Here is a 25,242-nt window from a genome sequence, read left to right as displayed (position 1 = left end):
GGCCATCACTTCAAGTTCACGACCGGTTACCCAACACCCTCTGAGGCCGGCCCCCCGCGGCCATCCCCCTGCTCGGGAACGGAGCGTGGCGTGTCGACTGCGGACGCCGGCGTGGCACCGCGTGGCGCCCGCCAGGTCACGGTCCGGTCACGGCGACCCGATTGACGGCACATCGCGCACGATCGGATCGTGTCGCGCGCCACCCGCCGAGGGGCGGGACCCGGAAGGACGGAGGCCGCGATGAGACGCACACTGCTGACCGGGGCGGCCGCCGCGCTGGTGGCGGTCGGCCTCCCGGCCCCCCAGCTCGCGGCGGGCGCCCAGGAGGGCTGCTCCCCGGTGCCGGCCGACACCCCGGTCTGCCCGGCCGACGGTCCCGCCGAGACCGCGGCCTTCGTCGACCCGTCGGCGCGGGTGGTCGGCGGGGAGCACGTGTCGCTCGGGCACTCGGTCTACGTCGGCCCCTTCGCCGAGCTCGTCGCCTCGGCCGAGGCGCCGGTCAGCATCGGCCCGGAGAGCGACGTCCAGGACAACGTCTCGGTCATCGGCGCCCGGGGGTTGGTGGGGAACCCCGACGAGGAGTCCGCCGAGCACGGCACCCCCGGCGACCCAGCGCCGGGCGCGGTCGAACCGGACCCGGGCGTCAGGGTCGGCGAGCGCGTGATCATGGCGCACGGCTCGTCGGTCCTCGGTCCGGCAGAGATCGGCCTCGACGGCAGCGAGATCCCGGCGAATCCGGACGGCATCCCAGAGGTGTTCCTCTCGTTCGGCGCGCGGGTCGACGGCGCGGTCCTGGAGATCAACACGGGCGTCTCCGCGCTGGCCCGCGTCGGCCCCGGCATCGTGCTGCGCAGCGGCACGCTGGTCCTGCCGGGGAAGGACGTGACCACCCAGGAGGAGGCCGACGACCGGTCGCTGGGCAAGGTGCGGGACATCAACGAGGCGGACGTCGCCTTCAACGAAGCCGTCATCGAGGTGAACGTCACCCTCGCCCGCGAGTACACCGAGCTCTACCGCGAGGACCCGCTGGCGGTGCACGGCGTGAACGTCGACCCGGGCGGCTCGACGTTCAACCCCGAGCGCGACCTGCCGAGCTTCGCCGGCACCGAGCTGGCCGTCCCCGGCCACCGCAACCGGATCATCGGCGACGTCGACCTCGGTGACCGGTTCGGCCAGTTCGACCGCGTCGTCGGCGACGACGTCGCGCTGCGCGCCGACGAGGGCGAACCCATCGCGCTCGGCAAGATCGCCGGCATGGACGACGACGTGATCTTCCACGTGCTCGAGGAGGCCGACCTGGTCGTGGGCACCGACGTCCGCTTCGGTCGCGGCGCCATCGTCCACGGCGGCGGCCGGGTGGTCGCCGAGGGCGAGCCGGAGGAGCCGACCGTGGTGGGCGACGGCGTCACGCTCGAGGACGAAGCCATCGTCTTCCGCAGCACGATCGGCGACGGCGCGACCATCGGCGAGCGGAGCGCCGTCGTCGGCACCGACCTGCCGCCGGACAGCGTGGTGCCCGACCGGACGGTCGTGCTCAACGGCGAGGTCTTCGGCCCCGTCGAGTGGTGATCGGCGGGCCGGCCGCCCGATGACCGCCCCCCGACCGGTCGTCCCGGTGGTGGCGCTGCTCGTGCTGGCCACCGGGCTGTGCGGCTGCGCGACCGGCCACCCGCCGTCGGCGACGGGACCCACCGCGCCGTCGAGCACCCCGCCGCCGCCCGGCGTGCCGTCGTCTCCCGGGACCGGCGCGGCGCCCTCGCTGGCGTCGGCGGCGCTGGTCGACGAGGTGACCGCGGACGGCGGCTGGTCGACCGTGTGGCGGGCGTGCTTCGCCCCGGGCAGCGGCGACGACGCGGTGGCGCGCTGGGAGGTGCATGCGGTGACCACCGAGGGAGCCTCCCCGGATGTGGCCGACCTCCCCGCCGACGCGTGCATCCAGCTGCACCTGGCCCGGGGCAGCGGCGTGCCCGCGGACGACGCCGGCCGGGCCGCCGCGATCGCCGACGCGGCCGCGCTGGCCTACCGGGTCCGCGCCGTCCGCACCGACGGCACGGTCACGCCCTGGAGCGCGCCGTGCCGGGTGGGCACCACGCTGCCGCGCGGTCCCCGTGCGGGGTCCCGCCGCGAGCGTGCTCGTGGCAGGGGCACGGGGCGCTCGATCAGAGGATGGGTTTGCCGCCGGTGACGGCGATGCGGGCGCCGGACACGTAGGAGGCCTCGTCGCTGGCGAGCATCACGTAGACCGGCGCGAGCTCCGCCGGCTGGGCGGCCCGGCCGAGCGGGGTGCCGCCGAACTTCTCGACGTGCTCCGCAGGCATGGTCGACGGGATCAGCGGCGTCCAGACCGGCCCGGGCGCCACGCTGTTGGCCCGGATGCCCCGCTCCCCCAGCATCTGGGCGAGGCTCGCGGTGAAGTTGGCGATCGCCGCCTTGGTCATCGCATAGGGCATGAGCGTCGGCCTGGGCTGGTCGGAGTTCACCGACGACGAGTTGATGATCGAGGCACCGGGCTTCATGTGCGGGAGGGCGTCCTTGCAGAGGGTGAACATCGCCGAGAGGTTCAGCGCCAGGGTGTGGTCCCACTCCTCGTCGGGGATCTCCTCGATCGTCTCGTGCGTCATCTGGAACGCCGCGTTGTTGACCAGGACGTCGAGGCGGCCGAACTCCTCCATCGCCGTCGGCACGACGGTCTTGGCGTGCGCGCGGTCGGCGAGGTCGCCGGCGACGAGGACGCACCTGCGGCCGGCGTCCTCCACGTACTTCGCGGTGTCGCGGGCGTCCTCGTGCTCGTCGAGGTAGCTGATCAGGACGTCGGCGCCCTCGCGGGCGAAAGCGATGGCGACGGCGCGGCCGATGCCGCTGTCGCCGCCGGTGATGATCGCCGCCTTGCCGGCGAGGCGGCCCGACCCCTGGTAGCTCTCCTCGCCGTGGTCGGGCCGGGGCTCCATCTCGCCGAGCACGCCGGGCGGTGTCTGCTCCTGGGGCGGCTGGCTCTCGGGACGGGGTGATGACATCGCGGTCCTCCGGGTGACGTGCGGGCGCGACGCGGACCCTGCTCACCCGCGTCGTTCTCCCGCGCGCCTACCCGACTCGCGTTCCGCAGAACCGGCGTCCGTCGGACCGCGGGTGCTCGGCGCACGACGGCGTCGGGCACGCTGGACGGCACGATGACCGCGACCGTGCCGCCTCCGCTGCTCGACGACCCCGGCGACCTCACCGCCCTGCGCGCCCGCGGCGCCGACCCCGACGAGCTGTTCACCGCCTTCGCCGAGTGGGCCGCGGCCGGCGGCACGGCGCTCTACCCGCACCAGGAGGAGGCGCTGATCGAACTGGTCAGCGGCGCCAACGTCGTGCTGGCCACGCCCACCGGGTCGGGCAAGTCGCTGGTCGCCACCGGCGCGCAGTACGCCGCGTTGGCGGCCGGGCGGCGCGCCTTCTACACCGCGCCGATCAAGGCGCTGGTCAGCGAGAAGTTCTTCGCCCTCTGCGGCATCTTCGGCGCGGGCAACGTCGGCATGCTCACCGGCGACGCGGCGGTCAACCACGACGCCCCGGTCATCGCCTGCACCGCCGAGGTGCTGGCCAACATCGCGCTGCGCGAGGGATCCGACGCCGGCATCGGCCTGGTGGTCATGGACGAGTTCCACTTCTACGGCGACCCCGACCGCGGCTGGGCCTGGCAGGTGCCGCTGCTGGAGCTGCCGCGGGCGCAGTTCCTGCTGATGAGCGCCACGCTCGGCGACACCACGGAGCTGCGCGCGGACCTCACCCGCCGGACCGGCCGCCCGACGGCGCTGGTCGCCAGCGCCGAGCGCCCGGTGCCGCTGCACCACTACTACGCCACGACGCCGATCCACGAGACGATCCAGGAACTGCTCGACACCCGGCAGGCTCCCGTCTACGTCGTCCACTTCACCCAGGCCTCGGCGCTGGAGCGGGCGCAGGCGCTGATGAGCGTCAACGTGTGCACCAAGGAGGAGAAGGCGGCGATCGCCGACGCGATCGGCGGGTTCCGGTTCTCCTCCGCCTTCGGGACGACGCTGTCGCGGCTGGTCCGGCACGGCATCGGCGTGCACCACGCCGGGATGCTGCCCAAGTACCGGCGGCTGGTCGAGCAGCTCGCCCAGGCGGGACTGCTCAAGGTCATCTGCGGCACCGACACGCTCGGCGTCGGCATCAACGTGCCGATCCGCACGGTCGTCTTCTCCGCTCTGTCCAAGTACGACGGCACGCGCACCCGGCTGCTCACCGCGCGGGAGTTCCACCAGATCGCCGGGCGGGCCGGACGGGCCGGCTACGACACCGCCGGCACCGTCGTCGTCCAGGCGCCCGAGCACGAGGTGGAGAACCTCAAGCAGTTCGCCAAGGTCGCCGACGACCCGAAGAAGCGACGCAAGCTGGTCCGCAAGAAGGCGCCGGAGGGCATGGTGCCCTGGAGCGAGGCCACCGAGAAGCGGCTCGTCGCGGCCGAGCCCGAACCCCTGACCAGCCACTTCCAGGTCACCACCGGCATGCTGCTGAACGTCGTGGCCCGGCCCGGCGACCCCGTGGGGGCGCTCCGGCACCTGCTGCTCGACAACCACGAGCCGCGCAAGCGGCAGCTGAGGCACGTCCGCGACGCGGTCGGCATCGCCCGGTCGCTGCTGCAGGCCGGTGTCATCGAGCGGCTGCCCGAGCCCGAGCCGGACGGGCGGCGCCACCGGCTGACGGTCGACCTCCCGCCGGACTTCGCGCTCAACCAGCCGCTGTCGACCTTCGCGCTGGCCGCCATCGACCTGCTCGACCCGGCCTCGGAGACCTACGCCCTCGACGTCGTCAGCGTCATCGAGGCGACCCTCGACGACCCTCGGCAGATCCTCGCCGCCCAGGCGAACAAGGCCCGCGGTGAGGCGGTCGCGCAGATGAAGGCCGAGGGCGTCGAGTACGACGAGCGCATGGAGCTGCTGGAGGACGTCGGCCACCCCAAGCCGCTGGAGGAACTGCTCGAGCACGCATTCGCCGTCTACCGGACGACGAACCCCTGGGCGGCCGACGCGCACCTCTCGCCCAAGTCGGTGGTGCGGGAGATGTGGGAGAAGGCGTTCACCTTCCGCGAGTTCGTCACCGCCTACGGGCTGACCCGGGCCGAGGGTGCCGTACTGCGCTATCTCTCCGACGCGGTCAAGGCGCTGCGGTCCGGCGTACCCGCGGCCGCGCGCACCGAGGAGGTCACCGACCTCGTCGAGTGGCTCGGCGAGCTGGTCCGCCAGGTCGACTCCAGCCTGCTCGACGAGTGGGAGCAGCTGACCTCGCCCGACCAGCCGCTGGACCAGCCGGTCGCCGTCCCGGCCCGGCCGCGCCCGCTGACCGGTAACCCGCGGGCGTTCACCGCGATGGTGCGCAACGCACTGTTCCACCGGGTGCAGTTGTGGGCCCGCCGGCGCTGGTACGACCTCGGCGAGCTGGACAGGGGGGCGGGCTGGGACGCCGACCGCTGGGGGGAGGTCGTGCGGGCCTACTTCGCCGAGCACGACGAGGTCGGCACCGGCGCCGACGCGCGCGGGCCGGCGCTGCTCATCTGGGACCGGGACGAGCCCGGCGTCTGGCGGGTGCGGCAGATCCTCGACGACCCCGCCGGTCACCACGACTGGGGTATCGACGTCGAGGTCGACCTCGCCGCCTCGGACGAGGAGGGCGCAGCGGTGATCCGGCTCGTGGAGGCCGGCCGCCGGGACTGAGACGTCGCGGTCGCCCGCCGGGTCCGGCGTCGGGCCGCCGGACCGGAGCGATGAATCTCTCAGTTCCGCGTCGATGGCTGCCGGCCGTGCCGTGCCACGCTCGGCACCGATGCGCGCACGACCCGGCGGGAATGGCTCCCCGTCGCCGCACGTGACCCGTGCGGCGACGGGCCGGACGCCGCCGGGGGGACCCGGCTCTACCGGCGCCCTGGTGACCGGGTGAGCGCGCTGGACTTCGGTTTCCTGGTGCTCGCCGGCGTGGGCGCGGGGCTCACCGGCAGCATCGCGGGGCTGGCCTCGCTGATCAGCTACCCCGCGCTGCTGGTCACCGGCGTGCCGCCGGTGACGGCCAACATGACCAACACCGTCGCGCTGTCGCTGCTGAGCGCCAGCTCGGTGAGCGCCTCGCGTCCCGAGCTGGCCGGTCAACGCCGGCGGCTGCTGCGGCTGGGTCTCGCCGGACTGCTCGGCGGGGGGGTCGGCGCCGCGCTGCTGATGCTCACGCCCTCCGCGGCGTTCGAGAAGGTGGTGCCCGCCCTGATCGGCGCGGCCGCGCTGGTCCTGCTGGTGTCGCGGCCGCCCGCCGAGCTGGCCGCCGAGGGCGTCCGCGAGCAGCGGGTGCACCCGCACCGCGACCCGTCGTGGCTGCCCCTGGGCACGTTCGTCGTCTCGATCTACGGCGGCTACTTCGGCGCCGCGGCCGGCGTCGTCATGGTGGCGATGTACCTGCTCACCACCGGCGAGGGTCTACCGCGGGGCAACGCGCTGCGCAACGCCGTGCTCGGCTGCGCCAACGCCGTCGCCGCCCTCGGCTTCCTCCTGTTCGGGACGGTGGTCTGGTCTGCCGCGCTGCCGCTGGCGATCGGGCTGTTCGCCGGCGGCCTGCTCGGCCCGCCGATCGTCCGTCGCGCCCCTCAGGCGCTGCTGCGCCGCCTCATCGCCCTGGCCGGCCTCGGCCTCGCCGTCCACCTGGCGGTGCAGGCCTACACCTGACGCGGCGGTGCGGTCCGACGCCGGGGCCGTCCGCGTCAGCGGACCACGTAGGCGGAGACGAACAGCAGGAAGGCGCCGACCAGCAGCAGCAGCCGGCCCGGCGTCAGCCCGGTCAGCAGGGCCGCGACCGGCCCGACGGCGGCCGGCCGCACGGCGGACTGCCGGGCGGCGTGGCGCAGCATGCCGACCTCGTCGGCCAGCAGCGTGGCGGCGGAGCCCAGGATGCCCAGCCCGACGACGGCGAAGACCAGGGAGAGCCGCTCGGCGAAGCCGGCCACCGACCCGGCCAGGGCCAGGACGACGACGGCGCCGACGAGCAGCCCGAGCAGCAGGCCCGCGATCGGCGCCCACGGGCCCATCCGGGTCAGCGGACCGCGCCGGGGGCCGCGCACCCGCGGCCGCACCGTCACCGGAGCGGTGACCTGCGCCCCGCCTCCGGCGGGCGCCTGCGCCCCGCCCGCGGTGGCGGCGTGCGCCCCGGCCGCGCCCGCAGCCGACCGGCTCCCGCCCGGCCCGGGCGCCTGCGCCGCATCGGGGACGTCACCGGCGGGTGGCGCGTCGGACGGCTGCCCCTGGGCGGTCGGGCCGCCGGCGAGCGGCTGGGGTCCGGCCGGGACCTCCGCGATCGGGCGGGTGCCGCTGCCCGGCCCGGCCGTCGCGGTGCCGCCGGGGGTCCTGCTCTCGCTCATCCCTCTCACCTCACCCGTCACGCTAGGCGCAACCGCGCGGCGATCCGCGCATCCGCCCCGGCGTGCCGCGTCACACCAGCCGGCGGCTGCCGTCGGCCACCACGCGCAGCCAGCGGTAGCCGTATCCCTCGAGCGGCAGCTCCACCTCGCCCTTCTCCGACAGCCGGGTGCTGCCCTGGCCCAGCAGGTCCACCAGCGAGTGCTGCGCGCCGCAGTCGTCGATCGCCAGGGGGACGGTCCGCGGCTCGGGGCCGAGGTTGTGCACGGCGACGAGCGCGCCGTCGTCCCAGGTGCACAGGTGGGCCAGCACCTCCCGGTGCGGCTGGTCGAGCACCCGGAACCCGCCCCACCCGAGCTCCGGCGACTCGCGGTAGCGGCGGATGAGCAGCTTCATGAACGACAGCAGCGAGTCCGGGTCGCGGCGCTGGTCGGCGACGTTGACGTACTCGGGGCCGAAGCCGCCGTCGACGACCGGCCCGGGCAGCGCGTCGGCGTCGGCGGTCGAGAAGCCGCCGTTGCGCTCGGAGGTCCACTGCATCGGCGTGCGCACCGAGAGCCGGCCCTCCGCGTCGAGGTTCTCCCCCATGCCGATCTCCTCGCCGTAGAACAGCGTGGGGGTGCCCGGGAGCGAGAAGAGCAGGCTGTACACCATGCGGATGCGCCGCGGGTCGCCGTCCAGCATCGGGGGCAGCCGCCGGCGCAAGCCCCGGCCGTACAGCTGCATCCGCTCCTCGGGGCCGAAGGCGGCGAACACCTCGGCGCGCTCGTCGTCGGACAGCTTGTCGAGGGTGAGCTCGTCGTGGTTGCGCACGAACGTGGCCCACTGGCTGTCCGGCGACACCTCGGGACGGCCGGTGAGGGCGGCGGCGAGCGGCCCGGCGTCCTGGCGCGCCAGCGCCAGGTACATCTGCTGCATGCCGACGAAGTCGAACATCATCGTCAGCTCGTCGCCGTCGGCGCCGCCGAAGAAGTCCAGTTGCTGCTCGAAGGGCAGGTTGACCTCGCCGAGCAGGATGCCGCTGCCGGTGCGCCGGCCGAGGAACGAGCGCAGCGACCGCAGGTACTCGTGCGGCTCGGGGAAGCGCTCCTCGTCGTCTCCGCCCTGCGTCTCGAGGAAGAACGGGACGGCGTCCACCCGGAAGCCCGACAGCCCCAGTTGCAGCCAGAACCCCATGATCTTGGCTACCTCGTCGCGGACCAGCGGGTTGGTGACGTCCAGGTCGGGCTGCTCCTTGTAGAAGCGGTGCAGGTACCACTCCCCCGTCTCCTCGGTGCGCGTCCAGATGCTGTCCTCCTGGTCGGGGAAGACCACCTGGTCGCTGGTGTCCGGCGGCTCGTCGTCCCGCCAGACGTAGTAGTCGCGGTAGGGCGCGTCGGTGCTCTGCCGGGCGCTCCGGAACCACGGGTGGTGGATCGAGGTGTGGTTGACCACCAGGTCGGCGATCACCCGCATGCCGCGGTCGTTCGCCGTCCGGATGACCTCCACCAGGTCGCCGTGCGTGCCCAGCCTCGGGTCGACGCCGTAGAAGTCGGTGATGTCGTAGCCGTCGTCGCGCTCCTCGGTCGGGTAGAAGGGCATCAGCCACAGGCAGGTGACCCCGAGGTCGGCGAGGTGGTCGATCCGCTGGGCGAGGCCGGCGAAGTCGCCGCAGCCGTCGCCGTCCCAGTCCATGAACGTCTCGACGTCCAGGCAGTAGACGACCGCCGTCTTCCACCACAGGTCGCTGGTGTCGGTGATCCTCACGGCGCCGGCACCGGCTTCAGGTGGGGACGGCGGTTCGACGCCGGTCCGGGCGGGTCGATCGCCTCCGCCCGCGGCGGGGCGACGACGTCGAGCTGGGGCAGCACGTGCTCGCCGAAGGCGTCCAGGAAGGCGCGCTGCTCCTTGCCGACGTGGTGCAGGTAGATCTCGTCGAAGCCCAGCTCGGCGTACTCGTGCAGCCAGGCGGTGTGCTGCCCGAGATCGGCCGAGATGCGGACGGCGGCGTGCATGTCATCCGGCGTCACGTGCGCGCTGGCCTGCTCGAACGCCTCCGGGCTGTCGAGGTCCCAGCACAGCGGCGGCGGGAAGACGTTGCTGCGCCACTGGTCGTGGGCGATGGTCAGCGCGCGGTCGGGGTCGGGGTCCCAGCACACGTGCACCTGCAGCGCGAGCTTCCCCTGGCCGCCGGCGTCGCGGTAGGCGGCGATGACCTCGCGGAGCGTGTCGTGCGGCTGGTTGATCGTGACCAGGCCGTCGGCCCAGTCGGCGCCGTTGCGCGCCGTCTGCGGGCTCACCGCCGGGCAGACCAGGGCGGGCTGCGGATCGGCCAGGGTGTGGACGATCGCGCGGTCGACCGTCACGAGGCCGTCGTGGCTGACCTCCTCACCGGCCAGCAGCGCGCGGATGACCTCGACGCACTCGCGCAGCCGGGCGTCGCGGACGGCCTTGCGCGGCCAGACGCCGCCGGTGACGTGCTCGTTCATGGCCTCGCCGCTGCCCAGGGCGACCCAGAACCGGCCGGGGAACATCGCCCCGAGGGTGGCGATCGCCTGCGCGACCACGACCGGGTGGTAGCGCTGCCCGGGGGCGTTGACCGCGCCGAAGGGCAGATCGGTGGTGGCCATCGCCGCGCCGAGCCACGACCAGGCGAAGCCGGACTCCCCCTGGCGGGGGTTCCAGGGCGTCAGGTGGTCGGAGCACATCGCTGCGGTGAAGCCGACCTCCTCCGCGTGCTGCACCGCGCGCAGCAGTTCGGCGGGGTGCACCTGTTCGTGCGAGTTGTGGAACCCGATGACCGGCATGGTCCCTGCCTACCCGCGGTGCCGCCTACCGGCCAACCGAAGCGCCCGCGTGGTGCCGCGAGGAGCGGGGACCCGCAGGTTCCCCGAGGATCGGCGGCGTGGGCTCCGCGCAGCCGGAGAACGGGACGTGGTCGCGGTGCGATCCGGAGGATTCGCCATGTCACCGCCCGAGGGCCAGCCGGGCGCCGAAGGCGACCAGGACGGCGCCGGTGGCGCCGTCCACGGCCCGCGCGACGGCCGGACGCCGCAGCCACGCCGCGAACGCCGACGCGACCAGGGTGATGAGCACGAACCACGCGACCGACAGCGCCCCGTGGACGCCTGCCAGCAGCAGTCCGACGGCGAGGGGGTCGCTGCCCGGCGGGACGAACTGCGGCAGCAGCGCGACGTAGGAGACGCCGACCTTCGGGTTGAGCAGGTTGGTCAGCAGACCGGTCCGCACCGCCCGCCACGCCGACCCGCCCGACCGGCCGGGGCCCACGACCTCGGCGTCCGCGCCGCGCACCGCCCGCCGCAGCAGCCGGGCGCCGAGCCACAGCAGCCAGGCCGCGCCGGCGAACCGCAGCACGTCGTGGGCCAGCCGCGAGGCGGTGAGCAGCGCCGAGACGCCGACCGCGGCGGCGGTGCCCCACACGAACAGGCCGGCCACGATCCCGGCGGCGGTGGCCAGCGCATCGCGGCGGCGGCCGGTGAGCGCGGCCCGCAGCACCAGCGCGGTGTCCAGCCCGGGGGTCACGGTCAGCGCGGCCGCGACGACGGCGAACCCGGCGACGGCAGTGGCCAGACTCACCCCGCCATGCTGCGGCACGCCCGGCCTCGCCCTGCGGGAGCCCGGTCCCGGCGGGGAGGATCGGCGTCGTGACACGACCGACGACCGACGAGTGGGGCATCGACGCGACCTGGCTGGACGCCTTCGACGAGCAGGAGCACGAGGTCCCCGCGGCGACCATCGAGCGCCTGCGCGAGGTGATCGGCCGGCCGCCGGCCGACCTGGAGGAGCGCGCACCGATCGTGGCCCGGCCGGGCGACGCCCTCGAGGTGGAGCGCGCCGAGGTCGTCTGCGAGGACGGCGAGGTGCGCACGGTCGACGGCAACCTGCCCGACGACTTCCCGCTCGGCTACCACCGGTTGCGCACCGCCGACGGGCCCGAGCGGCGGCTGATCGTCTCGCCGGGCCGCTGCTGGCTGCCCGAGGGCCGTCGCGAGTGGGGCTGGGCGGTGCAGCTCTACGCCACGCGCAGCCGGGTCAGCCGGGGCATCGGCGACCTGGGTGACCTGCGCGCGCTGCGCGAGATGGCTGCGGCGCAGGGAGCCGGCTTCCTGCTGGTCAACCCGCTGCACGCGGTCGCCCCGACGCCGGCGCAGGAGGCCAGCCCCTACCTGCCGGCCACCCGCCGCTTCCGCAATCCGGTCTACCTGCGGATCGAGGAGGTCCCGGGCGCCGACCCGACCGAGCTGGACCTGGAGACCGACGCCGGCCGGGCGCTGTCCGACGGCGGGCTCATCGACCGCGACGCCATCTGGGCGCACAAGCGGAGGGTGCTGCGCCGGATCTTCGACGCGACCGGCGAGGACGCCCCCGGCTTCCGCGACTGGTGGTGGCACCAGGGCCAGCCGCTGCAGGACTGGGCCACCTGGTGCGCGATCGCCGACGTCCACGGGCCCGACCGCACCACCTGGCCGGCCGAGCTGCAGGACCCCCGCGCCGACGCCGTCCGGGCCTTCGCCGGCGAGCACGAGCGCGAGGTGGCCTTCCACGCCTGGCTGCAGTGGGCCCTGCTGCACCAGCTGACGGCGGCGACCGAGGGCATGACGGTCATCCAGGACCTGCCCATCGGCGTCGCGGGCGGCGGCGCCGACGCCTGGACCTGGCGGGACGTGCTCGCGTCCGGTGTCGACGTGGGCGCCCCGCCGGACGCCTTCAACGCGCAGGGGCAGAACTGGGGGTCCCCACCGCTGATCCCGTGGCGCCTGCGGGCCGCGGACTACGAGCCGTTCGTCGAGTCGATCCGGGCCACCATGGCCGGTGCCGGGGGCCTGCGGATCGACCACGTCATGGGCCTCTTCCGGCTCTGGTGGGTGCCCTCGGGCGGGAGCGGCGCGGACGGCGCCTACGTGCGCTACCCGGCCGAGGACCTGCTCGACATCGTCGCCCTGGAGAGCCACCGGGCGCAGGCGGTCGTCGTCGGCGAGGACCTCGGCACGGTCGAGGAGGGCGTGCGGGAGGCGCTCGCCGAGCACGGCATCCTGTCCTACCGCCTGCTGTGGTTCGAGGAGGACGACCCGGCCGACTGGCCGGCCGAGGCGATGGCCGCCATCACCACCCACGACCTGCCCACCGTCGCCGGGCTGTGGAGCGGCGCCGACGTGGCCGAGCAGCGCACGCACGGCACGGGCACCGACGAGGAGCTCGAGCGCGGCCGGGCCGCGCTGATGGCCAAGCTGCGCGGCGTCCGGAAGAACGCGAAGCCGACGACGGCGGTGCGCAAGGCGCACGAGCTGCTGGCGCGGGCGCCGTCGACGCTGCTCTCGGCGACGCTGGACGACGCGGTCGCCCAGGAACGCCGGCCCAACATGCCGGGGACGACCGACCGCCCCAACTGGTCGCTGCCGTTGCCCGTGCTCGTCGAGGACCTGCCGGGCCACCCCCTGCTGCAGGAGGTCGCCGGGACGCTGGGGGCGGCCGTCGGCGCGGTGCAGGTCGCACCGGTCGAGCCGGGGGCCTGACCCGGGGCGTCCGCGGGGCCGGCACGGGAGTACGGCGCGGACGTCCGGCGCGGACAGCCGGCCGGGGCGCACGGCGCGGACGTCCGGCCCGGGACGTCGACGGGACACAGTCGTCGTGCCGGTTCGAACGCGCGTTCGAGGCGTGCCACACTTCCGGCATGGCGGGAGGCATGCGCAGCGAGCGGTCGCGGCCCTCGCTGGGCGAACGTGCGGCCGACTCGGGCGTCGCTGCGTCGGTCGAGCCGGTCGGGGCCCTCGACGGGCCGGCCCGGAGCGCGCGCCCCGGCGGGGCGGCAGGCCGGCACTGCTGGGTGGACGACCCGCCGGAGTGGCCGGGCACGTGGCCGGGGCTGCTGGTCGAGTGGCGACAGCGGGCGGATGGCTGGCACGGCCGGGTGGCGTACACGGTGGCAGGCCCGCACGGCCCGGTGCTGGTCGAGTCGTGGCTGCCGGCGGCTCGCCTGCGGCAGCGGTAGCCGCGGTTACCACCCCGCCCGCCCGGCTATGGGCTCTCCCGAGCACGGACGACGCACCGGAGGAGCCCCGCGATGACCACCCCCGACCAGCCCGACCTGAACGACGTGATCGACCCCCAGGAGTCCGCGCCCAAGGACCGGCAGGAGCACGGCAAGGCATCCCCGCGGCCGAACGACGAGGCGCTGCAGCACCGGACCGAGCAGGAACGCCAGGCGGTCGGGTCGGACGACGCTGCACCCGGCGGGGCCGAGCCGCACGCGGCCACCGACTGATCGCAGCGCTGTCCTGCGCACCGAACCGGGCGGTCCGCCGGGCCGTTCGCTCCTGGCTGGGAACATGGGGCCATGGCAGGGACGCGACTGCGCTGGGGTGCGCTCGCCTGGGTGCTGACGCTGCAGTTCTTCGTCGTCGAGGCGATCGTGCAGGCACGCCTGGGCCGGTCGTACTCCCGCGCCGACGAGGTGATCAGCGTCCTGGGCGCCGCCGGCTCCCCCGCGGCCACCGCGATGAACGCGTCCTTCGTCGTGCAGGCGGTGCTCGTCCTCGGCGGGGCTCTGCTGCTCCGGCCCGCCCTGCCCGGCACCTCCGGGCGGCTGGGTGCCGTGCTGTTCGCCGTGGCGGCCGCCGGCGTGCTGCTGGTGGGCGTGTTCCCGCTCGACGCCGGGACGACGCTGCACACGCTGGGCGCCGGCCTCTACCTCGTCGGTGGCGGTCTCGGGCTGATCGCCCTGGCCACGACGCTGCGACCGCGGTCGGAGGCACTCGGCACCACGCTCGCCGCGCTGGGCGTGATCGGCACCGCGATGACGGTGTTCTACGTCGCCGACATCACCGACTGGTTCGGGACCGGCGGCACGGAGCGCGTCGCGGCCTACGTGCTGCCGGTCGGGCTGGCGATCGCCGGCGGGGCACTGCTGCGCGGGCCGGTGTCCGCCGTCGGGCGCCGGGACCCGGAGGGCGTCCCCTCGCGGCGGGCGCTCCGCGAGCGGAGACGGGCCGAGCGCGCGGCGCAGGCCGCCGAGCGCGATGCCGCCCTGGAGGCAGCGACCCGGCAGCTGGAGCAGCGGCATCCGGCACCCCCTGCTCCCCGCCTCGGCGAGGCCGGCACCGCGGCGGGCGACGCATCCCGCGGCGACGGCGACGGCGACGACGGCGACGTGGAGGACCACTGGGCTCCCCGCGGACGCCGGGACCGCTGACCGACGCCCGAGCGCGGAGGAACGGCCGAGCGCCGGGCCACGTCCGATGGCTGCGGCTGATCCCCCACGCGATCAGCGGCCGGCGGATCGTGCCCGGCCGGCTGCCCCCGCCCGTGGACGGTCGCGCCTACCTGCAGCCCGCGGCCCGGACCGACCGCGCCGCGTCAGGACGCCGAGCCCGCTTCCTGCGGTACCGGCACCGGTCGGCGCACCCGGGTCCGGCGACGCGACACCGCCACCCCGACCAGGCAGACCGCGCCACCGACCACGGCGAGCGCCGGCGGCACCTCCCCGAGCAGCAGCCAGCCCATCACGATGACCAGCGGCGGCACCAGGTACGTGGTGGCACCGAGCTTGCCCGCGTCCATGCGGGCCAGGGCGTAGGCCCAGGTGCTGAAGGCCAGCGCGGTCGGCACGACGCCCAGGTACACCATGCCGGCCAGCGAGCCGGCGGACGCCGCGCCCAGCTCACCGACGAGCGCGCCGGCCCACGGCAGGCAGCACAGCGCGCCGATGGCGCAGGCCGTGAAGGTGACCTGGAGCGCGGGCAGGCCCCGCAGCACCGGCTTCTGCGCGACGACGCCGAGGGCGTACGTCGTCGCCGCCACGACGCAGAGCAGGACGCCGGTCAGATCGGCCGGGCTGCCCCGGGTGGCCAGCCCGATGAGGACGACGCCGGCGAAGGCGATGGCGATGCCGGCCACCAGCTGCCGCGGGAAGCCCTCGCCGAGCAGCAGGCCGGCCAGGACCGCGATGAGGATCGGCCCGATGTTGACCAGCATCGCGGTGGTGCCGGCGTCCAGCGTCTGCTCCGCGGCGTTGAGCGCCAGGTTGTAGACGCCGAACCAGGTCACGCCGCAGGCCGCCAGCAGCAGCCACTGGCGCCGGGTGGGTCGCACCCAGCGCCGCCCGGCGACCAGGACGCCCAGCACCGCCGTGCCCACGAGCAGCCGGCCGAGCGCCAGCGGGCCCGGTGAGAGCTCCTCCCCCACCCCGCGGATCGCCACGAAGGCCGAGGCCCAGGCGAACAGGGTGACCGCGACGGCCGCCAGCGGGGCTGCGGTCGGGCGGAGGGCCGGTGCGGGCGGAGCGGGGACGGTCACGAGGGCACGCTAGGCGACCGGTCGGACGTTTCCCGGCGGATTCCGGACGTCGTCCGGGACGCTGCGGACGTCGGCAGGAACGGTGCGGCCGGCGCCGGCGGAGGCCCACCGTCGCGGGCCGCTCAACCCCGCAGATGCTCGGCGTAGGTCCGCCGTCCCCGATCGCCGCGCAGCGGCAGCGCGGCGCCGTCGCGGAAAGCGGTGCTGAGCCGCCCCGGCAGCGGGGTGGCCACCACGCGCGTGCCGGGCTCGCGGGCGGCGACCCAGGCCCGCGCGAGCTCCGCGGCGGTCAGCTCCTCCGGCCCGCCGAACTCGACGACGTCCCGGGACGGCGCCCGGCCGGCCACCTCCACGACGTAGGACGCCGCCTCGCCGACGTCGACCGGCTGGACCCGCCAGCTCATCGGCACGGGCAGCACCGGCCCGCGGCGCGCCTGCTCGAGCAGCATGTCGACGAAGTCGTGGAACTGGGTGATGCGCAGCAGGGTGACCGGCAGCCCGGAGGCCAGCAGCACCTGCTCGGCGGCGAACTTGGCCCGGTAGTAGCCGTACGGGATGCGGTCCACGCCGACGATCGAGACGAACACCAGGTGCCGCAGGCGGTCGCGGTCGACGGCCTCCACCAGCCGTCGGGTGCCCGCGACGTCCACCTGCCACGGATCACCGCGCGGGTCGCTGGCGGCGTGCACGACCAGCTCGGCTCGGGCCAGCGCCTCGCGCAGGTCGAAGCCGGTGGCCAGGTCACCGCGGACACCCCCGGGCCCGGCTCCCCGCCGCGACATCACCCGGACGCGGTGGCCGGCCGCCTCCAGGGGGCCGACGAGCCGTCGGCCGAGCCGGCCGGTACCTCCCGTGACCAGTGTCTCCACGGCGCCCGAGTCTGGCGGGTCGCGGGCGCGACCCGCCAGGGGCCGGCGACCGGCCGCCGTGCGCGACCCGTCCGGGCGGACCGGCGGGCAGCCGGTGGCCCGGACGGCCCGGCGTGTCGCGGGCCACCTGCCGGGCTCATCTCACATGCGAGATAGCGTTTCGGTGTGACGCTTCTCGACACGCAACCCGGCACCGCCGAGGCCGGAGCGCCCGGATCCGGCATCATGCGGCGCATCGGACTGCTGGTCCGGGACGCCCGCCGGCACCGCGGCCTGACGCAGCACCAGCTCGCCGAGCGGCTCGGTACCAGCCAGAGCGCGGTGGCCCGCATCGAGAGCGGTGGGCAGAACCTGACCCTCGAGCTGCTCGGCCGGTTGTCCGCCGCGCTCGAGAGCGAGCTGATCAGCGTCGGCCCGGCCGGGCCGACGCACCTGCGGGTGGTCGGCGGCCACCCGCTGCGCGGCAGCGTCGCGGTCAAGTCGTCGAAGAACGCCGCCGTCGCGCTGCTGTGCGCCGCGCTGCTCAACCGGGGCCGGACGACGCTGCGCAACATGGCGCGGATCGTCGAGGTCGACCGCATACTCGACGTCCTGCGCTCCATCGGCGTCGCCGCCACGTGGGACGCCGCCGGGCGCGACCTCACGCTCGTCGTCCCCGACGAGCTCGACCTCGACGGCATCGACGCGGATGCCGCCCGCCGGACCCGCAGCATCATCATGTTCCTCGGCCCGCTGCTGCACCGCGCGCGCCGGTTCGCGCTGCCCTACGCCGGCGGGTGCGACCTGGGCACCCGCACCGTGCAGCCCCACATGATCGCGCTGCGCCCGTTCGGCCTCGAGGTGGAGGCGCGCGGTGGCGAGTACCACGCCACGGTCGCCGGACCGGCCGCCGGGGACCGCACCATCGTGCTGACCGAGCGCGGCGACACCGTCACGGAGAACGCGCTGCTCGCCGCGGCGCGGGTCGAGGGCACCACGACGATCCGCAACGCCAGCTCCAACTACATGGTCCAGGACCTGTGCCTCTACCTGCAGCTGCTCGGCGTCGGCATCGAGGGGCTGGGCACCACGACGCTGGTCGTGCACGGCCGCCCGGTCCTCCACGCCGACGTCGACTACACGATCAGCGAGGACCCGGTGGAGGCGATGAGCCTGCTCACGGCCGGCATCGTCACCGACTCCGAGCTGACCGTGCGGCGGGCGCCGATCGACTTCCTCGAGGTCGAGCTGGCCGTCCTGGCCGAGATGGGGCTGCGCTACGAGCTGTCCGCCGCATACCTGGCCGACAACGGGCACACCCGGCTGGCCGACATCACGATCTCGCCGTCGCAGCTCCGCGCGCCGATCGACAAGATCCACCCGATGCCGTTCCCCGGCCTGAACATCGACAACCTGCCGTTCTTCGCGGTGATCGCCGCGCACGCCTCCGGCTCGACGCTCATCCACGACTGGGTCTACGACAACCGGGCCATCCACCTGTCCGACCTGACCCGGCTGGGTGCCGACGTGCGTCTGCTCGACCCGCACCGGGTGCTCGTCAACGGCCCGACGCACTGGTCGAGCGCCGAGGTGGTGTGCCCGCCGGCGCTGCGGCCGGCGGTCTGCATCCTGCTCGCGATGCTCGCGGCGAAGGGGACGTCGGTGCTGCGCAACGTCGACATCATCGCCCGGGGCTACGAGCACCTCTACGAGCGGCTGGTCGAGATGGGTGCGCAGCTGGAGGTCTTCTCCGACTAGAGGATCGATGCCAGGGGCTACCGGCGTTCCCGCTGGAACGCCGGCACCCCGTCGTCCTCGACCGCGTCCCCTCGGCAGCCGGCCTGCACGCACGTCCACCGTCGACGACGTCGACGCCGCCCTCGCCGGCCAATGGCGCGCGACTCGTCGGCGACGTGGCGCAGTACGAGGACAGCTACCGGCTCTGCTACGTCCGCGGCCCCGCGGGGATCATCGTCGCGCTGGCCGAGCGGCTCGGCTGACCCCGGGCTCCCACCCTGGCTGCTCAGCGCTCCTGGTCGGTGGGCCGGACCAGCAGCTCGTTGACCGCCACGTGCGGCGGCTGGGTGACCACGTACAGGACGGCGCGGGCGATGTCCTCGCTGGTCAGCGCACGCATGCTGGTGTACATGGTCTGCGCCGCCGACCTGGCCGCGGGCTGGGTGATGTGGTCGGTCAGCTCGGTGGTCACCGCGCCCGGCTCGACCAGTCCGACGCGCACACCGCGGCCGGTCACCTCCTGGCGCAGCGACTCGCTGAACGCGTTGACCGCCCACTTGCTGGCGTTGTAGACACCGGCGCCCTTGCGCGCCTGCCGGCCGGCGACGCTCGAGACGTTGACGATGTCGCCGGAGCCCTGCTCGACCATGCCCTCGACGGCGGCGTGCGTCATGTACATCAGGCCGAGCACGTTGGTGTGCAGCATCCGCCGCCAGTCCTCGGTGTCGGCGCCCACGATCAGGCCGAGCAGCATGACCCCGGCGTTGTTGACCAGCACGTCGAGCCCACCCAGTTCCGCGCGCGTCCGCGCCACGGCGTCCGTGCAGGCCTGCTCGTCGGTCACGTCGAGGTCGAGCTGGAGGACGACGGCACCGTCGGCGCGCAGCCGAGCCGAGAGGTCGTCGAGCCGGTCCTTGCGGCGCGCGCCGACGGCCACCGCGGCGCCCGCCCGGGCCAGCGCCACCGCGGTCGCCTCGCCGATGCCGGACGACGCGCCGGTCACCAGCGCCACCTTGCCCTCGAGCGGACGGGCGGTCGCGGTCATGCGGGCGCTCCTTCCGCGCCGCCCGGTGCGGCGCCCCCGCGACCACCCTGCCCGGCACCGGCCGGCTGCGCGCGGCGAGGGAGCGGTCACGCCGCAGGCAGGGTCACTCCGAAGCCGCGCACGGCGAGGCGGAGCAGCACCGGGCCCGGGCGCAGCAGATCGGCCACCCGCGCGGCGCTGACCCGCTCGAGCGCCGCCAGCCGCTCGGCATAGGCCTCGGGGCCGCGTACCCGCGCAGCGTGCAGGGCCAGCGTGTTGGCCCACACCTTCCGGCGCGCCTCGGCCATGAACACCCGCACGGCCCGGCGGCTGACCGGGGCGGCCACCCGGTCGAGCGGCGTCCGCCGACCGCCGGCCCGCTGCAGCGCGCGGTCCTCGGCGGCCACCTGCGCGGCGATCACGCCGTCGATGCGGTCGTGGTCGCGGTGCCGCCGGGCCAGCACGGCCGCGTCGTCGACGTCGGCCGGCGGCACCATGCGGATCAGCGACTGCGGCTGGTCGAAGTTCACGTGGGCGTTGACGCCGAGCAGCACGTGGGCCTCCGGCGGCAGCGCGGGATCGGCGCCGAAGGCCCGCCGCCACGGCTCGGCGACCGTCGCCGGGTCGCGGCGGTGGCGGTCGAGCGCGTCGAGGTAGAGGTCGGCGAAGACGACGTCCCACTCCGCCACCCACTCGGCGTCCTCGAACGACCCGTCGTCCAGCGCGCCGCCCACGGCCGCGGTGATCCGCAGATAGGTGCCGAGGAAGAACCGCGCGGGGTCCCCGGCCTCGGTGAGCGTTTCCAGCGCGGCGGTCATCCGGGCGACGACCGCGTCGACGGCCTCGGCCATCCGGGTGCAGCGGCCTAGACCAGCGCGTCGAGGCCCTCGTCGGGCGGCAGCGCCATCCCGGCCTCGATCGGCGGCCGGTGCGGCTGGTCCAGCCCGCGCATCCGGGCGGCGTGCAGGGCCAGCAGCAGGTTCAACCGCAGCGTCGGGTCGGTGGTGAAGGGCCCGAGCAGCCGCTCCAGCTTGCCGATGCGGTACCGCATGGTGTTGTAGTGGAAGTGCAGCCGGCGGGCGGACTCGGCGACGTTGAGGTTGGTCTCGAGCAGCACGCGCAGTGTCTCGCGGAGGTCGGCGGAGTCGGCGTCGGAGGCGTCGGCCAGCGGGCCGAGCACCTCGTCGACGTACGACCGCAGCTCCGCGCTGTCGGGGATGAGCGACAGCAGCCGGAAGACGCCGAGCTGGTCGAAGTGGGTGACCGCGGCGGTGCCGTGGATCTCCTGGCCCACGCCCAGCGCCCGCTGCGCCTGCTGGTGCGCCTCCCCGAGGGCCGACAGCGACCCCGCCGGCCGCCCGATGCCGGTGCCGAGCACGCGGCCCACCCGGCGCAGCCGGCCGTTCACCCGGGAGCTGACCGCCGTCACCAGGGCCGTGAGCTCCTCCGGCGTCCGACCGTCGAGCGGCAGGACGGTGACGATCTCGGTCGACAGGCCGGCGACGGCGGCACCGGCGACCTCGGTCTCCAGCGCCGCGCGCCACCCGTCGGCCAGCCGGTCGAGCACGTCCAGCGCCCGGGTCGGGTCGGCGGCGGCGTCGGCCACGGTCTCGGTCGCGGTGACCAGGACGACGCAGGGCCCGTCCAGCCGCCAGCCGAACGACCGGGTGTAGGCCAGCATCCGCTCGGTGTGCCGGACCCCACCGCCGACGATCCGCCGCACCAGGTCGCCCTGGAAGCGCAGCTCGACGGAGTGCACGGCCTGCGAGCGGATGACCGACAGCGCCGCGATCACCGCCGCGCGCTCCAGCACACCGCCGGCGCCGAGCAGCATGGGGCCGGTCCGGTTCACGGCGACCAGCCAGCCGTGCCGCTGGTCGCCGGCCATGATCGGGGCGACGGCGTACTCCCCCACCCCGCCGGGCAGCTCGTGGTGCCCGGGCACGAGCAGGATGCCGTCGGCCGGCGACAGGTCGGCGTCGGCCAGCACGTCGGCGGGGGTGACCACGCTCTGGTCGGCGCGCACGCCGGAGAGCCGACGCGACGGGGCCAGCTCGGCCAACGCGTCGTCGGCCGCGGCGTCCAGCAGCCACAGCCAGTCGCTGATCTCGGCGACGTCCTCCTCCGGCCCGGCGCTGGTCACCACCTCGCGGTCGGGTCCGAGGCCGAGCACGGCCGCTCCCTCGAGCATGACGGCGAGCCGCTCGGTCACCTCGGCCAGCCCGCCGCCGGTGAGGGCGACGCCGATGAACTCGTGGTCCATCCGCGCCGACAGCGCGAGGGCCTGGCCCTGCTTCGCGACGACGGCGCCGAGCACGTCGGACACCACCTCGTCCATGCGGACCTGCGGCGGCAGCGCGAGGACCGGGAAGCCGCGCCGCTCGGCCTCGGCGAGCACCTCGCCGGGAACGGCCGGCGGCCCCTCGGTGCGCCGGAACGCCAGCCCGCTGGTTCCCACGGCCACCAACCGCTCCACCAGCGCCCGGCAGTGGACCGGGTCGGCCGGCGGCAGCCGGGCGCCGAGGACGACGAGCACGTCGGGACCGGCGACGGCGAGCGGGTCGGCCGGGTCGTCGACGACCACGTGTCGCACCGCCCGACCCAACCCGGCCGACCCGACGGCGACCGACGTCCCGGTCATCGCCGGCAGCGCGAGCGCCTCCTCCAGGGTCAGCCCCATGCGCTCCTGCCAGCCGGTGCGGTCGTCCCGCGGCAGCGAGGGGGACAGCGCATCGGCGTACGGCCACGACCGGCGGAACGGTACGGCACCGTTCCGCTGCGCCGGGGCCACCAGCGAGGCGTCACCCTGGGTCACGGCGTGTTCCCCCTTCAGTCGTCCACCAGGGTGCCACACCACTACCGGCTGTCAGGTGTCCCTGGACGTCGACGACCATTCTTGGCTACATCCGCCATACGGGGGCAGGCGACGCGCCGATAAGTTCACGTTCGGGCTCACACCCGTACCGGTGGATCGTAGGTCCTCGCCGAGCCGGCAGCGACCGCGCCTCCCCCCAACGGGTGTGGGACCAACGGGGGCGTCAAGCCGTGGCACCTCCCGTGATCCTCCGGCGGAAGGGTCGCCATGCGCACCATCGACGACGTCACCGGCGCGGGCGAACGCCGCGCCACCACCCCGACGACCGTGCCGGGCCGTGCCGCCCGGGCCGGTGTGCCCACGATCCCCCTGCCGAAGGAGTCCGCGCAGGCGACCGCGCGCACGGCCCGCCCGGCGCGGGCGGCCACCGCCGTGCCCGCCTCGGCCAGCACCGGCATCGCCGAACTGCTCCGCGGTCCGGTCCGGCCCGCGCGCGTGCTGGTCAGCCTCCCCACCGCCGTCTACCTGTCGGTGACCACCGAGCGCGGCAGTGGCGACGTGGTCGGCGTGCTCACCAACGACGCCGCCCGGCTGCCGCTGGGCTGCGTGCTGTTCCGGCCGGGCAACGGCCGCCCCCTGGTCGCCCTGCCCACCGGGGCACCGGCCGAGGTGGGCGGGGGGCGCATCGTGGTCGGCGACCTCGCCGTCAGCGCCGCCGCCTGGTGGGACCCGCGCCCCCGGCTGCCCAGCCCGCGCCCGGCGCTGCTCCCCGAGGGCGTCCGGCAGCTGCGCAGCACCCTCTACGGCGAGGGCGTCCCGCACAGCGCCTTCACCCTGCCCGGTCTGCCCACCGGCCCCGGCGGACCGCTCGCCGCGCTGCGCGGCGCCGTCCGCCGCGCCGACATGGAGGCGGCACTCCGTACGGCCGCCCGGCTGATCGGCCTCGGCCCCGGCCTCACCCCCGCCGGTGACGACGTGATGGCCGGCACCCTCGCCGGGCTCGTGCTGCTCGGTCACCCGGCCGCTCCTCGCTTCGCCGCCGGCGTCTACGCGCTGGCCGGCCGCACCACCGAGCTGTCCCGGGCCCTGCTGCGGCACGCCGCCTGCGGACGGGTCAGCGGCGAGTACGCCGCCGTCCTGCAGGGCCTGGTCGGCGAGCGACCGCTGGGCCCGGCGATCGCGAACCTGCTGTCCACCGGCTCGACCAGCGGCCGGGCGCTCGGGCTGGGGCTCTGCACCGCCATCGACCTCGTGGAGCGCACCACCCGCCCCCGCTGACCCCGACCGACGCGGAGGCCCCGTCCGATCCCGGGCGGGGCCTCCGCGCGTCCCCGGCTGGCGGCGCCGGGTCGGCCGGGCTCGTCACAGGGGCAGCCGCGGGACGGCTCACCCGGTCTGGAGCAAGAAGTCCGGACGACGATGTCGAGAACCCGGAACCGGCTTCGTCCCTGCTGTGCACGCGACCAGGATGGTCGCACCAGCACCGAGGAGAACCCGCGATGGCCAAGTACCTGCTGCTCAAGCACTACCGCGGCGCCCCGGCCGCGGTGAACGACGTGCCGATGGACCGGTGGACGCCGGAGGAGATCTCGACCCACGTGCAGTACATGCGGGACTTCGCGGCCCGGCTGGAAGGGACCGGCGAGTTCGTCGACGCGCAGGCGCTGGCCGCCGAGGGGACGTGGGTCCGCTACGACGGCGAGGGGCGCCCGCCGGTGACCGACGGCCCGTTCGCCGAGACCAAGGACCTCATCGCCGGCTGGATGGTGATCGACGTCGGCGGCTACGAGCGCGCCGTCGAGCTGGCCGGCGAGCTGTCGGCCGCCCCCGGAGCGGGCGGGCAGCCGATCCACGAATGGCTCGAGGTGCGCCCGTTCCTGACCGAGCCGCCCACCATCACGGAGTGAGCACCCAGCTGGACGAGCTCCTGCTCCGCAGCCTCGCGCCCAGCGTGCTCGCGGTCCTCGTCCGCCGCGGAGCCGACTTCGCGACGGCCGAGGACGCCGTGCAGGACGCGCTGGTCGAGGCGGTCCGCGTCTGGCCGGCCGGCCCGCCGCGGGACCCGAAGGGCTGGCTGGTCACCGTGGCCTGGCGCCGGTTCATCGACGCGACCCGGGCGGACGCCGCCCGCCGCCGGCGCGAGGAGCTCGTCGACGAGGAGCCGGAACCCGGGCCCGCGCCCGGGGTGGACGACACGCTGCAGCTCTACTTCCTGTGCGCCCACCCGTCGCTGGCGCCGTCGTCCGCGGTCGCGCTCACGCTGCGCGCGGTCGGCGGGCTGACCACCCGCCAGATCGCCCGGGCCTACCTGGTTCCCGAGGCGACCATGGCGCAGCGCATCAGCCGGGCCAAGCGGTCCGTCTCCGGCGTGCGGTTCGACCAGCCCGGCGACGTGGCCACCGTGCTGCGCGTCCTCTACCTGGTCTTCAACGAGGGCTACTCCGGCGACGTCGACCTCGCCGCCGAGGCCATCCGGCTCACCCGGCAGCTCGCGGCCGCGATCGACCACCCCGAGGTCGCGGGGCTGCTCGCCCTCATGCTGCTCCACTTCGCCCGGCGCGCCGCCCGGACCGCACCCGACGGCAGCCTGGTACCGCTCGCCGAGCAGGACCGCAGCCGGTGGGACACCGCGTCGATCGCCGAGGGGGTGGAGATCCTGCAGGCGGCGCTGGCCCGTGACCGGCTGGGCGAGTTCCAGGCCCAGGCCGCCATCGCGGCGCTGCACGCCGACGCGCCCACTGCCGAGGAGACCGACTGGGTGCAGATCGTCGAGTGGTACGACGAGCTCGTACGCCTGACCGACAGCCCGGTCGTCCGGCTCAACCGCGCGGTGGCGGTCGGCCAGGCCGACGGGCCGCGCGCCGGGCTGGCGGCGCTCGCGGAGCTCGACGACTCCCTGCCCCGCCACGCCGCCGTGGCGGCGTACCTCCACGATCTCGACGGCGACCTGGCGACGGCGGCCCGGCTGTACGCCGAGGCGGCCCGGCACGCCCCCGACCTCGCCGAGCGCGACCACCTGACGCGCCAGGCCGCCCGGCTGAACGCCCGCCGGTCCCGCTGACGCGTCGCACCCGGCCCGCGGGGTCAGGACGGCGGGCTCGCGCACCAGCCGGTCGGCCCGGCGGGGTC

The 25,242-nt window shown here is 75.2% G+C and carries 22 protein-coding genes; 12 read left to right on the top strand and 10 right to left on the bottom strand.

What is annotated here, in order from left to right:
• The first annotated feature begins 240 nt into the window (after positions 1–240).
• Both OF117_RS19385 and OF117_RS19380 read left to right on the top strand, forming a co-directional pair.
• Positions 241–1,569 (top strand): hypothetical protein, encoded by a 1,329-nt coding sequence (locus OF117_RS19385; RefSeq protein ID WP_263554489.1) that lies wholly within the window; start codon positions 241–243, stop codon positions 1,567–1,569.
• Positions 1,570–1,588: 19 nt separating this feature from the next.
• Entirely contained in the window at positions 1,589–2,185 is a 597-nt protein-coding gene (locus OF117_RS19380; protein WP_263554488.1) for a hypothetical protein, read from the top strand.
• Here the strand turns inward: OF117_RS19380 and OF117_RS19375 are convergent.
• The gene (locus OF117_RS19375; protein ID WP_263554487.1) at positions 2,160–3,014 is read right to left on the bottom strand and encodes an SDR family oxidoreductase; all 855 of its coding nucleotides are present in this window, start codon (positions 3,012–3,014) and stop codon (positions 2,160–2,162) included. The two genes, OF117_RS19380 and OF117_RS19375, sit on opposite strands and share 26 nt — an antisense overlap.
• Positions 3,015–3,167: 153 nt before the next feature.
• Between OF117_RS19375 and OF117_RS19370 the strand changes: the two genes are divergently transcribed.
• Positions 3,168–5,717 carry a DEAD/DEAH box helicase gene (locus OF117_RS19370; protein ID WP_263554486.1) on the top strand — a complete coding sequence of 850 codons (2,550 nt, stop codon included), beginning with the start codon at positions 3,168–3,170 and terminating at the stop codon, positions 5,715–5,717.
• Positions 5,718–5,936: 219 nt separating this feature from the next.
• The gene (locus OF117_RS19365; RefSeq protein ID WP_263554485.1) at positions 5,937–6,710 is read left to right on the top strand and encodes a sulfite exporter TauE/SafE family protein; all 774 of its coding nucleotides are present in this window, start codon (positions 5,937–5,939) and stop codon (positions 6,708–6,710) included.
• 35 nt (positions 6,711–6,745) lie between these two features.
• On the opposite strand, the gene OF117_RS19360 is transcribed toward OF117_RS19365, so the two are convergent.
• The 4 genes from OF117_RS19360 to OF117_RS19345 form a co-directional block, all read right to left on the bottom strand.
• Positions 6,746–7,399, bottom strand: a complete 654-nt coding sequence (locus OF117_RS19360) for a hypothetical protein (RefSeq protein ID WP_263554484.1) — start codon at positions 7,397–7,399, stop codon at positions 6,746–6,748.
• A 70-nt stretch (positions 7,400–7,469) separates the two neighbouring features.
• The gene (locus OF117_RS19355; protein WP_263554483.1) at positions 7,470–9,143 is read right to left on the bottom strand and encodes an alpha-amylase family protein; all 1,674 of its coding nucleotides are present in this window, start codon (positions 9,141–9,143) and stop codon (positions 7,470–7,472) included.
• Entirely contained in the window at positions 9,140–10,183 is a 1,044-nt protein-coding gene (locus OF117_RS19350; protein WP_263554482.1) for a TIGR03885 family FMN-dependent LLM class oxidoreductase, read from the bottom strand. The genes OF117_RS19355 and OF117_RS19350 overlap by 4 nt, the downstream gene beginning before the upstream one ends.
• A 160-nt stretch (positions 10,184–10,343) precedes the next feature.
• Entirely contained in the window at positions 10,344–10,973 is a 630-nt protein-coding gene (locus OF117_RS19345; protein WP_263554481.1) for a LysE family translocator, read from the bottom strand.
• Positions 10,974–11,041: 68 nt separating this feature from the next.
• Between OF117_RS19345 and malQ the strand changes: the two genes are divergently transcribed.
• The 4 genes from malQ to OF117_RS19325 all read left to right on the top strand — a co-directional run bounded on the left by malQ (position 11,042) and on the right by OF117_RS19325 (position 14,586).
• Positions 11,042–12,910, top strand: coding sequence for a 4-alpha-glucanotransferase (malQ, locus tag OF117_RS19340; protein ID WP_263554480.1), 1,869 nt, complete (start codon positions 11,042–11,044; stop codon positions 12,908–12,910).
• 158 nt (positions 12,911–13,068) lie between these two features.
• On the top strand, positions 13,069–13,386 hold the full coding sequence (locus OF117_RS19335; RefSeq protein ID WP_263554479.1) for a hypothetical protein: 318 nt from the start codon (positions 13,069–13,071) through the stop codon (positions 13,384–13,386).
• Between the two features lie 72 nt (positions 13,387–13,458).
• The gene (locus OF117_RS19330; RefSeq protein WP_263554478.1) at positions 13,459–13,659 is read left to right on the top strand and encodes a hypothetical protein; all 201 of its coding nucleotides are present in this window, start codon (positions 13,459–13,461) and stop codon (positions 13,657–13,659) included.
• A gap of 72 nt (positions 13,660–13,731) precedes the next feature.
• On the top strand, positions 13,732–14,586 hold the full coding sequence (locus tag OF117_RS19325; protein WP_263554477.1) for a DUF998 domain-containing protein: 855 nt from the start codon (positions 13,732–13,734) through the stop codon (positions 14,584–14,586).
• A 164-nt stretch (positions 14,587–14,750) separates the two neighbouring features.
• On the opposite strand, the gene OF117_RS19320 is transcribed toward OF117_RS19325, so the two are convergent.
• Positions 14,751–15,689 carry a DMT family transporter gene (locus tag OF117_RS19320; protein WP_263554476.1) on the bottom strand — a complete coding sequence of 313 codons (939 nt, stop codon included), beginning with the start codon at positions 15,687–15,689 and terminating at the stop codon, positions 14,751–14,753.
• Between the two features lie 122 nt (positions 15,690–15,811).
• A complete protein-coding gene (locus tag OF117_RS19315; RefSeq protein ID WP_263554475.1) occupies positions 15,812–16,558 on the bottom strand; it encodes an SDR family oxidoreductase in 747 nt (248 codons plus the stop codon).
• Between the two features lie 165 nt (positions 16,559–16,723).
• Between OF117_RS19315 and OF117_RS19310 the strand changes: the two genes are divergently transcribed.
• Entirely contained in the window at positions 16,724–18,295 is a 1,572-nt protein-coding gene (locus tag OF117_RS19310) for a helix-turn-helix domain-containing protein (protein ID WP_263554474.1), read from the top strand.
• Between the two features lie 265 nt (positions 18,296–18,560).
• Here the strand turns inward: OF117_RS19310 and OF117_RS19305 are convergent, their stop codons facing one another.
• The 3 genes from OF117_RS19305 to OF117_RS19295 all read right to left on the bottom strand — a co-directional run bounded on the left by OF117_RS19305 (position 18,561) and on the right by OF117_RS19295 (position 22,113).
• Complete coding sequence (locus OF117_RS19305; protein ID WP_263554473.1) at positions 18,561–19,319, bottom strand: SDR family NAD(P)-dependent oxidoreductase; 759 nt, start codon at positions 19,317–19,319, stop codon at positions 18,561–18,563.
• A gap of 86 nt (positions 19,320–19,405) precedes the next feature.
• Positions 19,406–20,149, bottom strand: coding sequence for a DUF5995 family protein (locus tag OF117_RS19300; RefSeq protein ID WP_263554472.1), 744 nt, complete (start codon positions 20,147–20,149; stop codon positions 19,406–19,408).
• 14 nt (positions 20,150–20,163) lie between these two features.
• A complete protein-coding gene (locus OF117_RS19295) occupies positions 20,164–22,113 on the bottom strand; it encodes a PucR family transcriptional regulator (protein ID WP_263554471.1) in 1,950 nt (649 codons plus the stop codon).
• Between the two features lie 267 nt (positions 22,114–22,380).
• On the opposite strand from OF117_RS19295, the gene OF117_RS19290 reads away from it, so the two are divergent.
• From OF117_RS19290 to OF117_RS19280, 3 genes are all read left to right on the top strand, one after another.
• Positions 22,381–23,391, top strand: a complete 1,011-nt coding sequence (locus tag OF117_RS19290; protein ID WP_263554470.1) for a DUF2877 domain-containing protein — start codon at positions 22,381–22,383, stop codon at positions 23,389–23,391.
• 221 nt (positions 23,392–23,612) lie between these two features.
• Positions 23,613–24,020: a YciI family protein gene (locus tag OF117_RS19285; protein WP_263554469.1), complete on the top strand. Its 408-nt coding sequence runs from the start codon at positions 23,613–23,615 to the stop codon at positions 24,018–24,020.
• Positions 24,017–25,174, top strand: a complete 1,158-nt coding sequence (locus OF117_RS19280; protein WP_263554468.1) for an RNA polymerase sigma factor — start codon at positions 24,017–24,019, stop codon at positions 25,172–25,174. The genes OF117_RS19285 and OF117_RS19280 overlap by 4 nt, the downstream gene beginning before the upstream one ends.
• The last annotated feature ends 68 nt before the right edge of the window (positions 25,175–25,242 follow it).

It is taken from the genome of Geodermatophilus sp. YIM 151500 (assembly GCF_025716945.1).
Taxonomy (GTDB): Bacteria; Actinomycetota; Actinomycetes; order Mycobacteriales; family Geodermatophilaceae; genus YIM-151500.
This window is presented reverse-complemented; position numbering and strand designations above follow the sequence as displayed.

Excerpts from the sequence above, each read along its gene's own strand:
- OF117_RS19385 (WP_263554489.1), top strand. The coding sequence starts at position 241 with ATGAGACGCACACTGCTGACCGGGGCGGCCGCCGCGCTGGTGGCGGTC.
- OF117_RS19380 (WP_263554488.1), top strand. The coding sequence starts at position 1,589 with ATGACCGCCCCCCGACCGGTCGTCCCGGTGGTGGCGCTGCTCGTGCTG.
- OF117_RS19375 (WP_263554487.1), bottom strand. The coding sequence starts at position 3,014 with ATGTCATCACCCCGTCCCGAGAGCCAGCCGCCCCAGGAGCAGACACCG.
- OF117_RS19370 (WP_263554486.1), top strand. The coding sequence starts at position 3,168 with ATGACCGCGACCGTGCCGCCTCCGCTGCTCGACGACCCCGGCGACCTC.
- OF117_RS19360 (WP_263554484.1), bottom strand. The coding sequence starts at position 7,399 with ATGAGCGAGAGCAGGACCCCCGGCGGCACCGCGACGGCCGGGCCGGGC.
- OF117_RS19350 (WP_263554482.1), bottom strand. The coding sequence starts at position 10,183 with ATGCCGGTCATCGGGTTCCACAACTCGCACGAACAGGTGCACCCCGCC.
- OF117_RS19335 (WP_263554479.1), top strand. The coding sequence starts at position 13,069 with ATGGCGGGAGGCATGCGCAGCGAGCGGTCGCGGCCCTCGCTGGGCGAA.
- OF117_RS19330 (WP_263554478.1), top strand. The coding sequence starts at position 13,459 with ATGACCACCCCCGACCAGCCCGACCTGAACGACGTGATCGACCCCCAG.
- OF117_RS19325 (WP_263554477.1), top strand. The coding sequence starts at position 13,732 with ATGGCAGGGACGCGACTGCGCTGGGGTGCGCTCGCCTGGGTGCTGACG.
- OF117_RS19305 (WP_263554473.1), bottom strand. The coding sequence starts at position 19,319 with ATGACCGCGACCGCCCGTCCGCTCGAGGGCAAGGTGGCGCTGGTGACC.
- OF117_RS19300 (WP_263554472.1), bottom strand. The coding sequence starts at position 20,149 with ATGGCCGAGGCCGTCGACGCGGTCGTCGCCCGGATGACCGCCGCGCTG.
- OF117_RS19290 (WP_263554470.1), top strand. The coding sequence starts at position 22,381 with ATGCGCACCATCGACGACGTCACCGGCGCGGGCGAACGCCGCGCCACC.
- OF117_RS19285 (WP_263554469.1), top strand. The coding sequence starts at position 23,613 with ATGGCCAAGTACCTGCTGCTCAAGCACTACCGCGGCGCCCCGGCCGCG.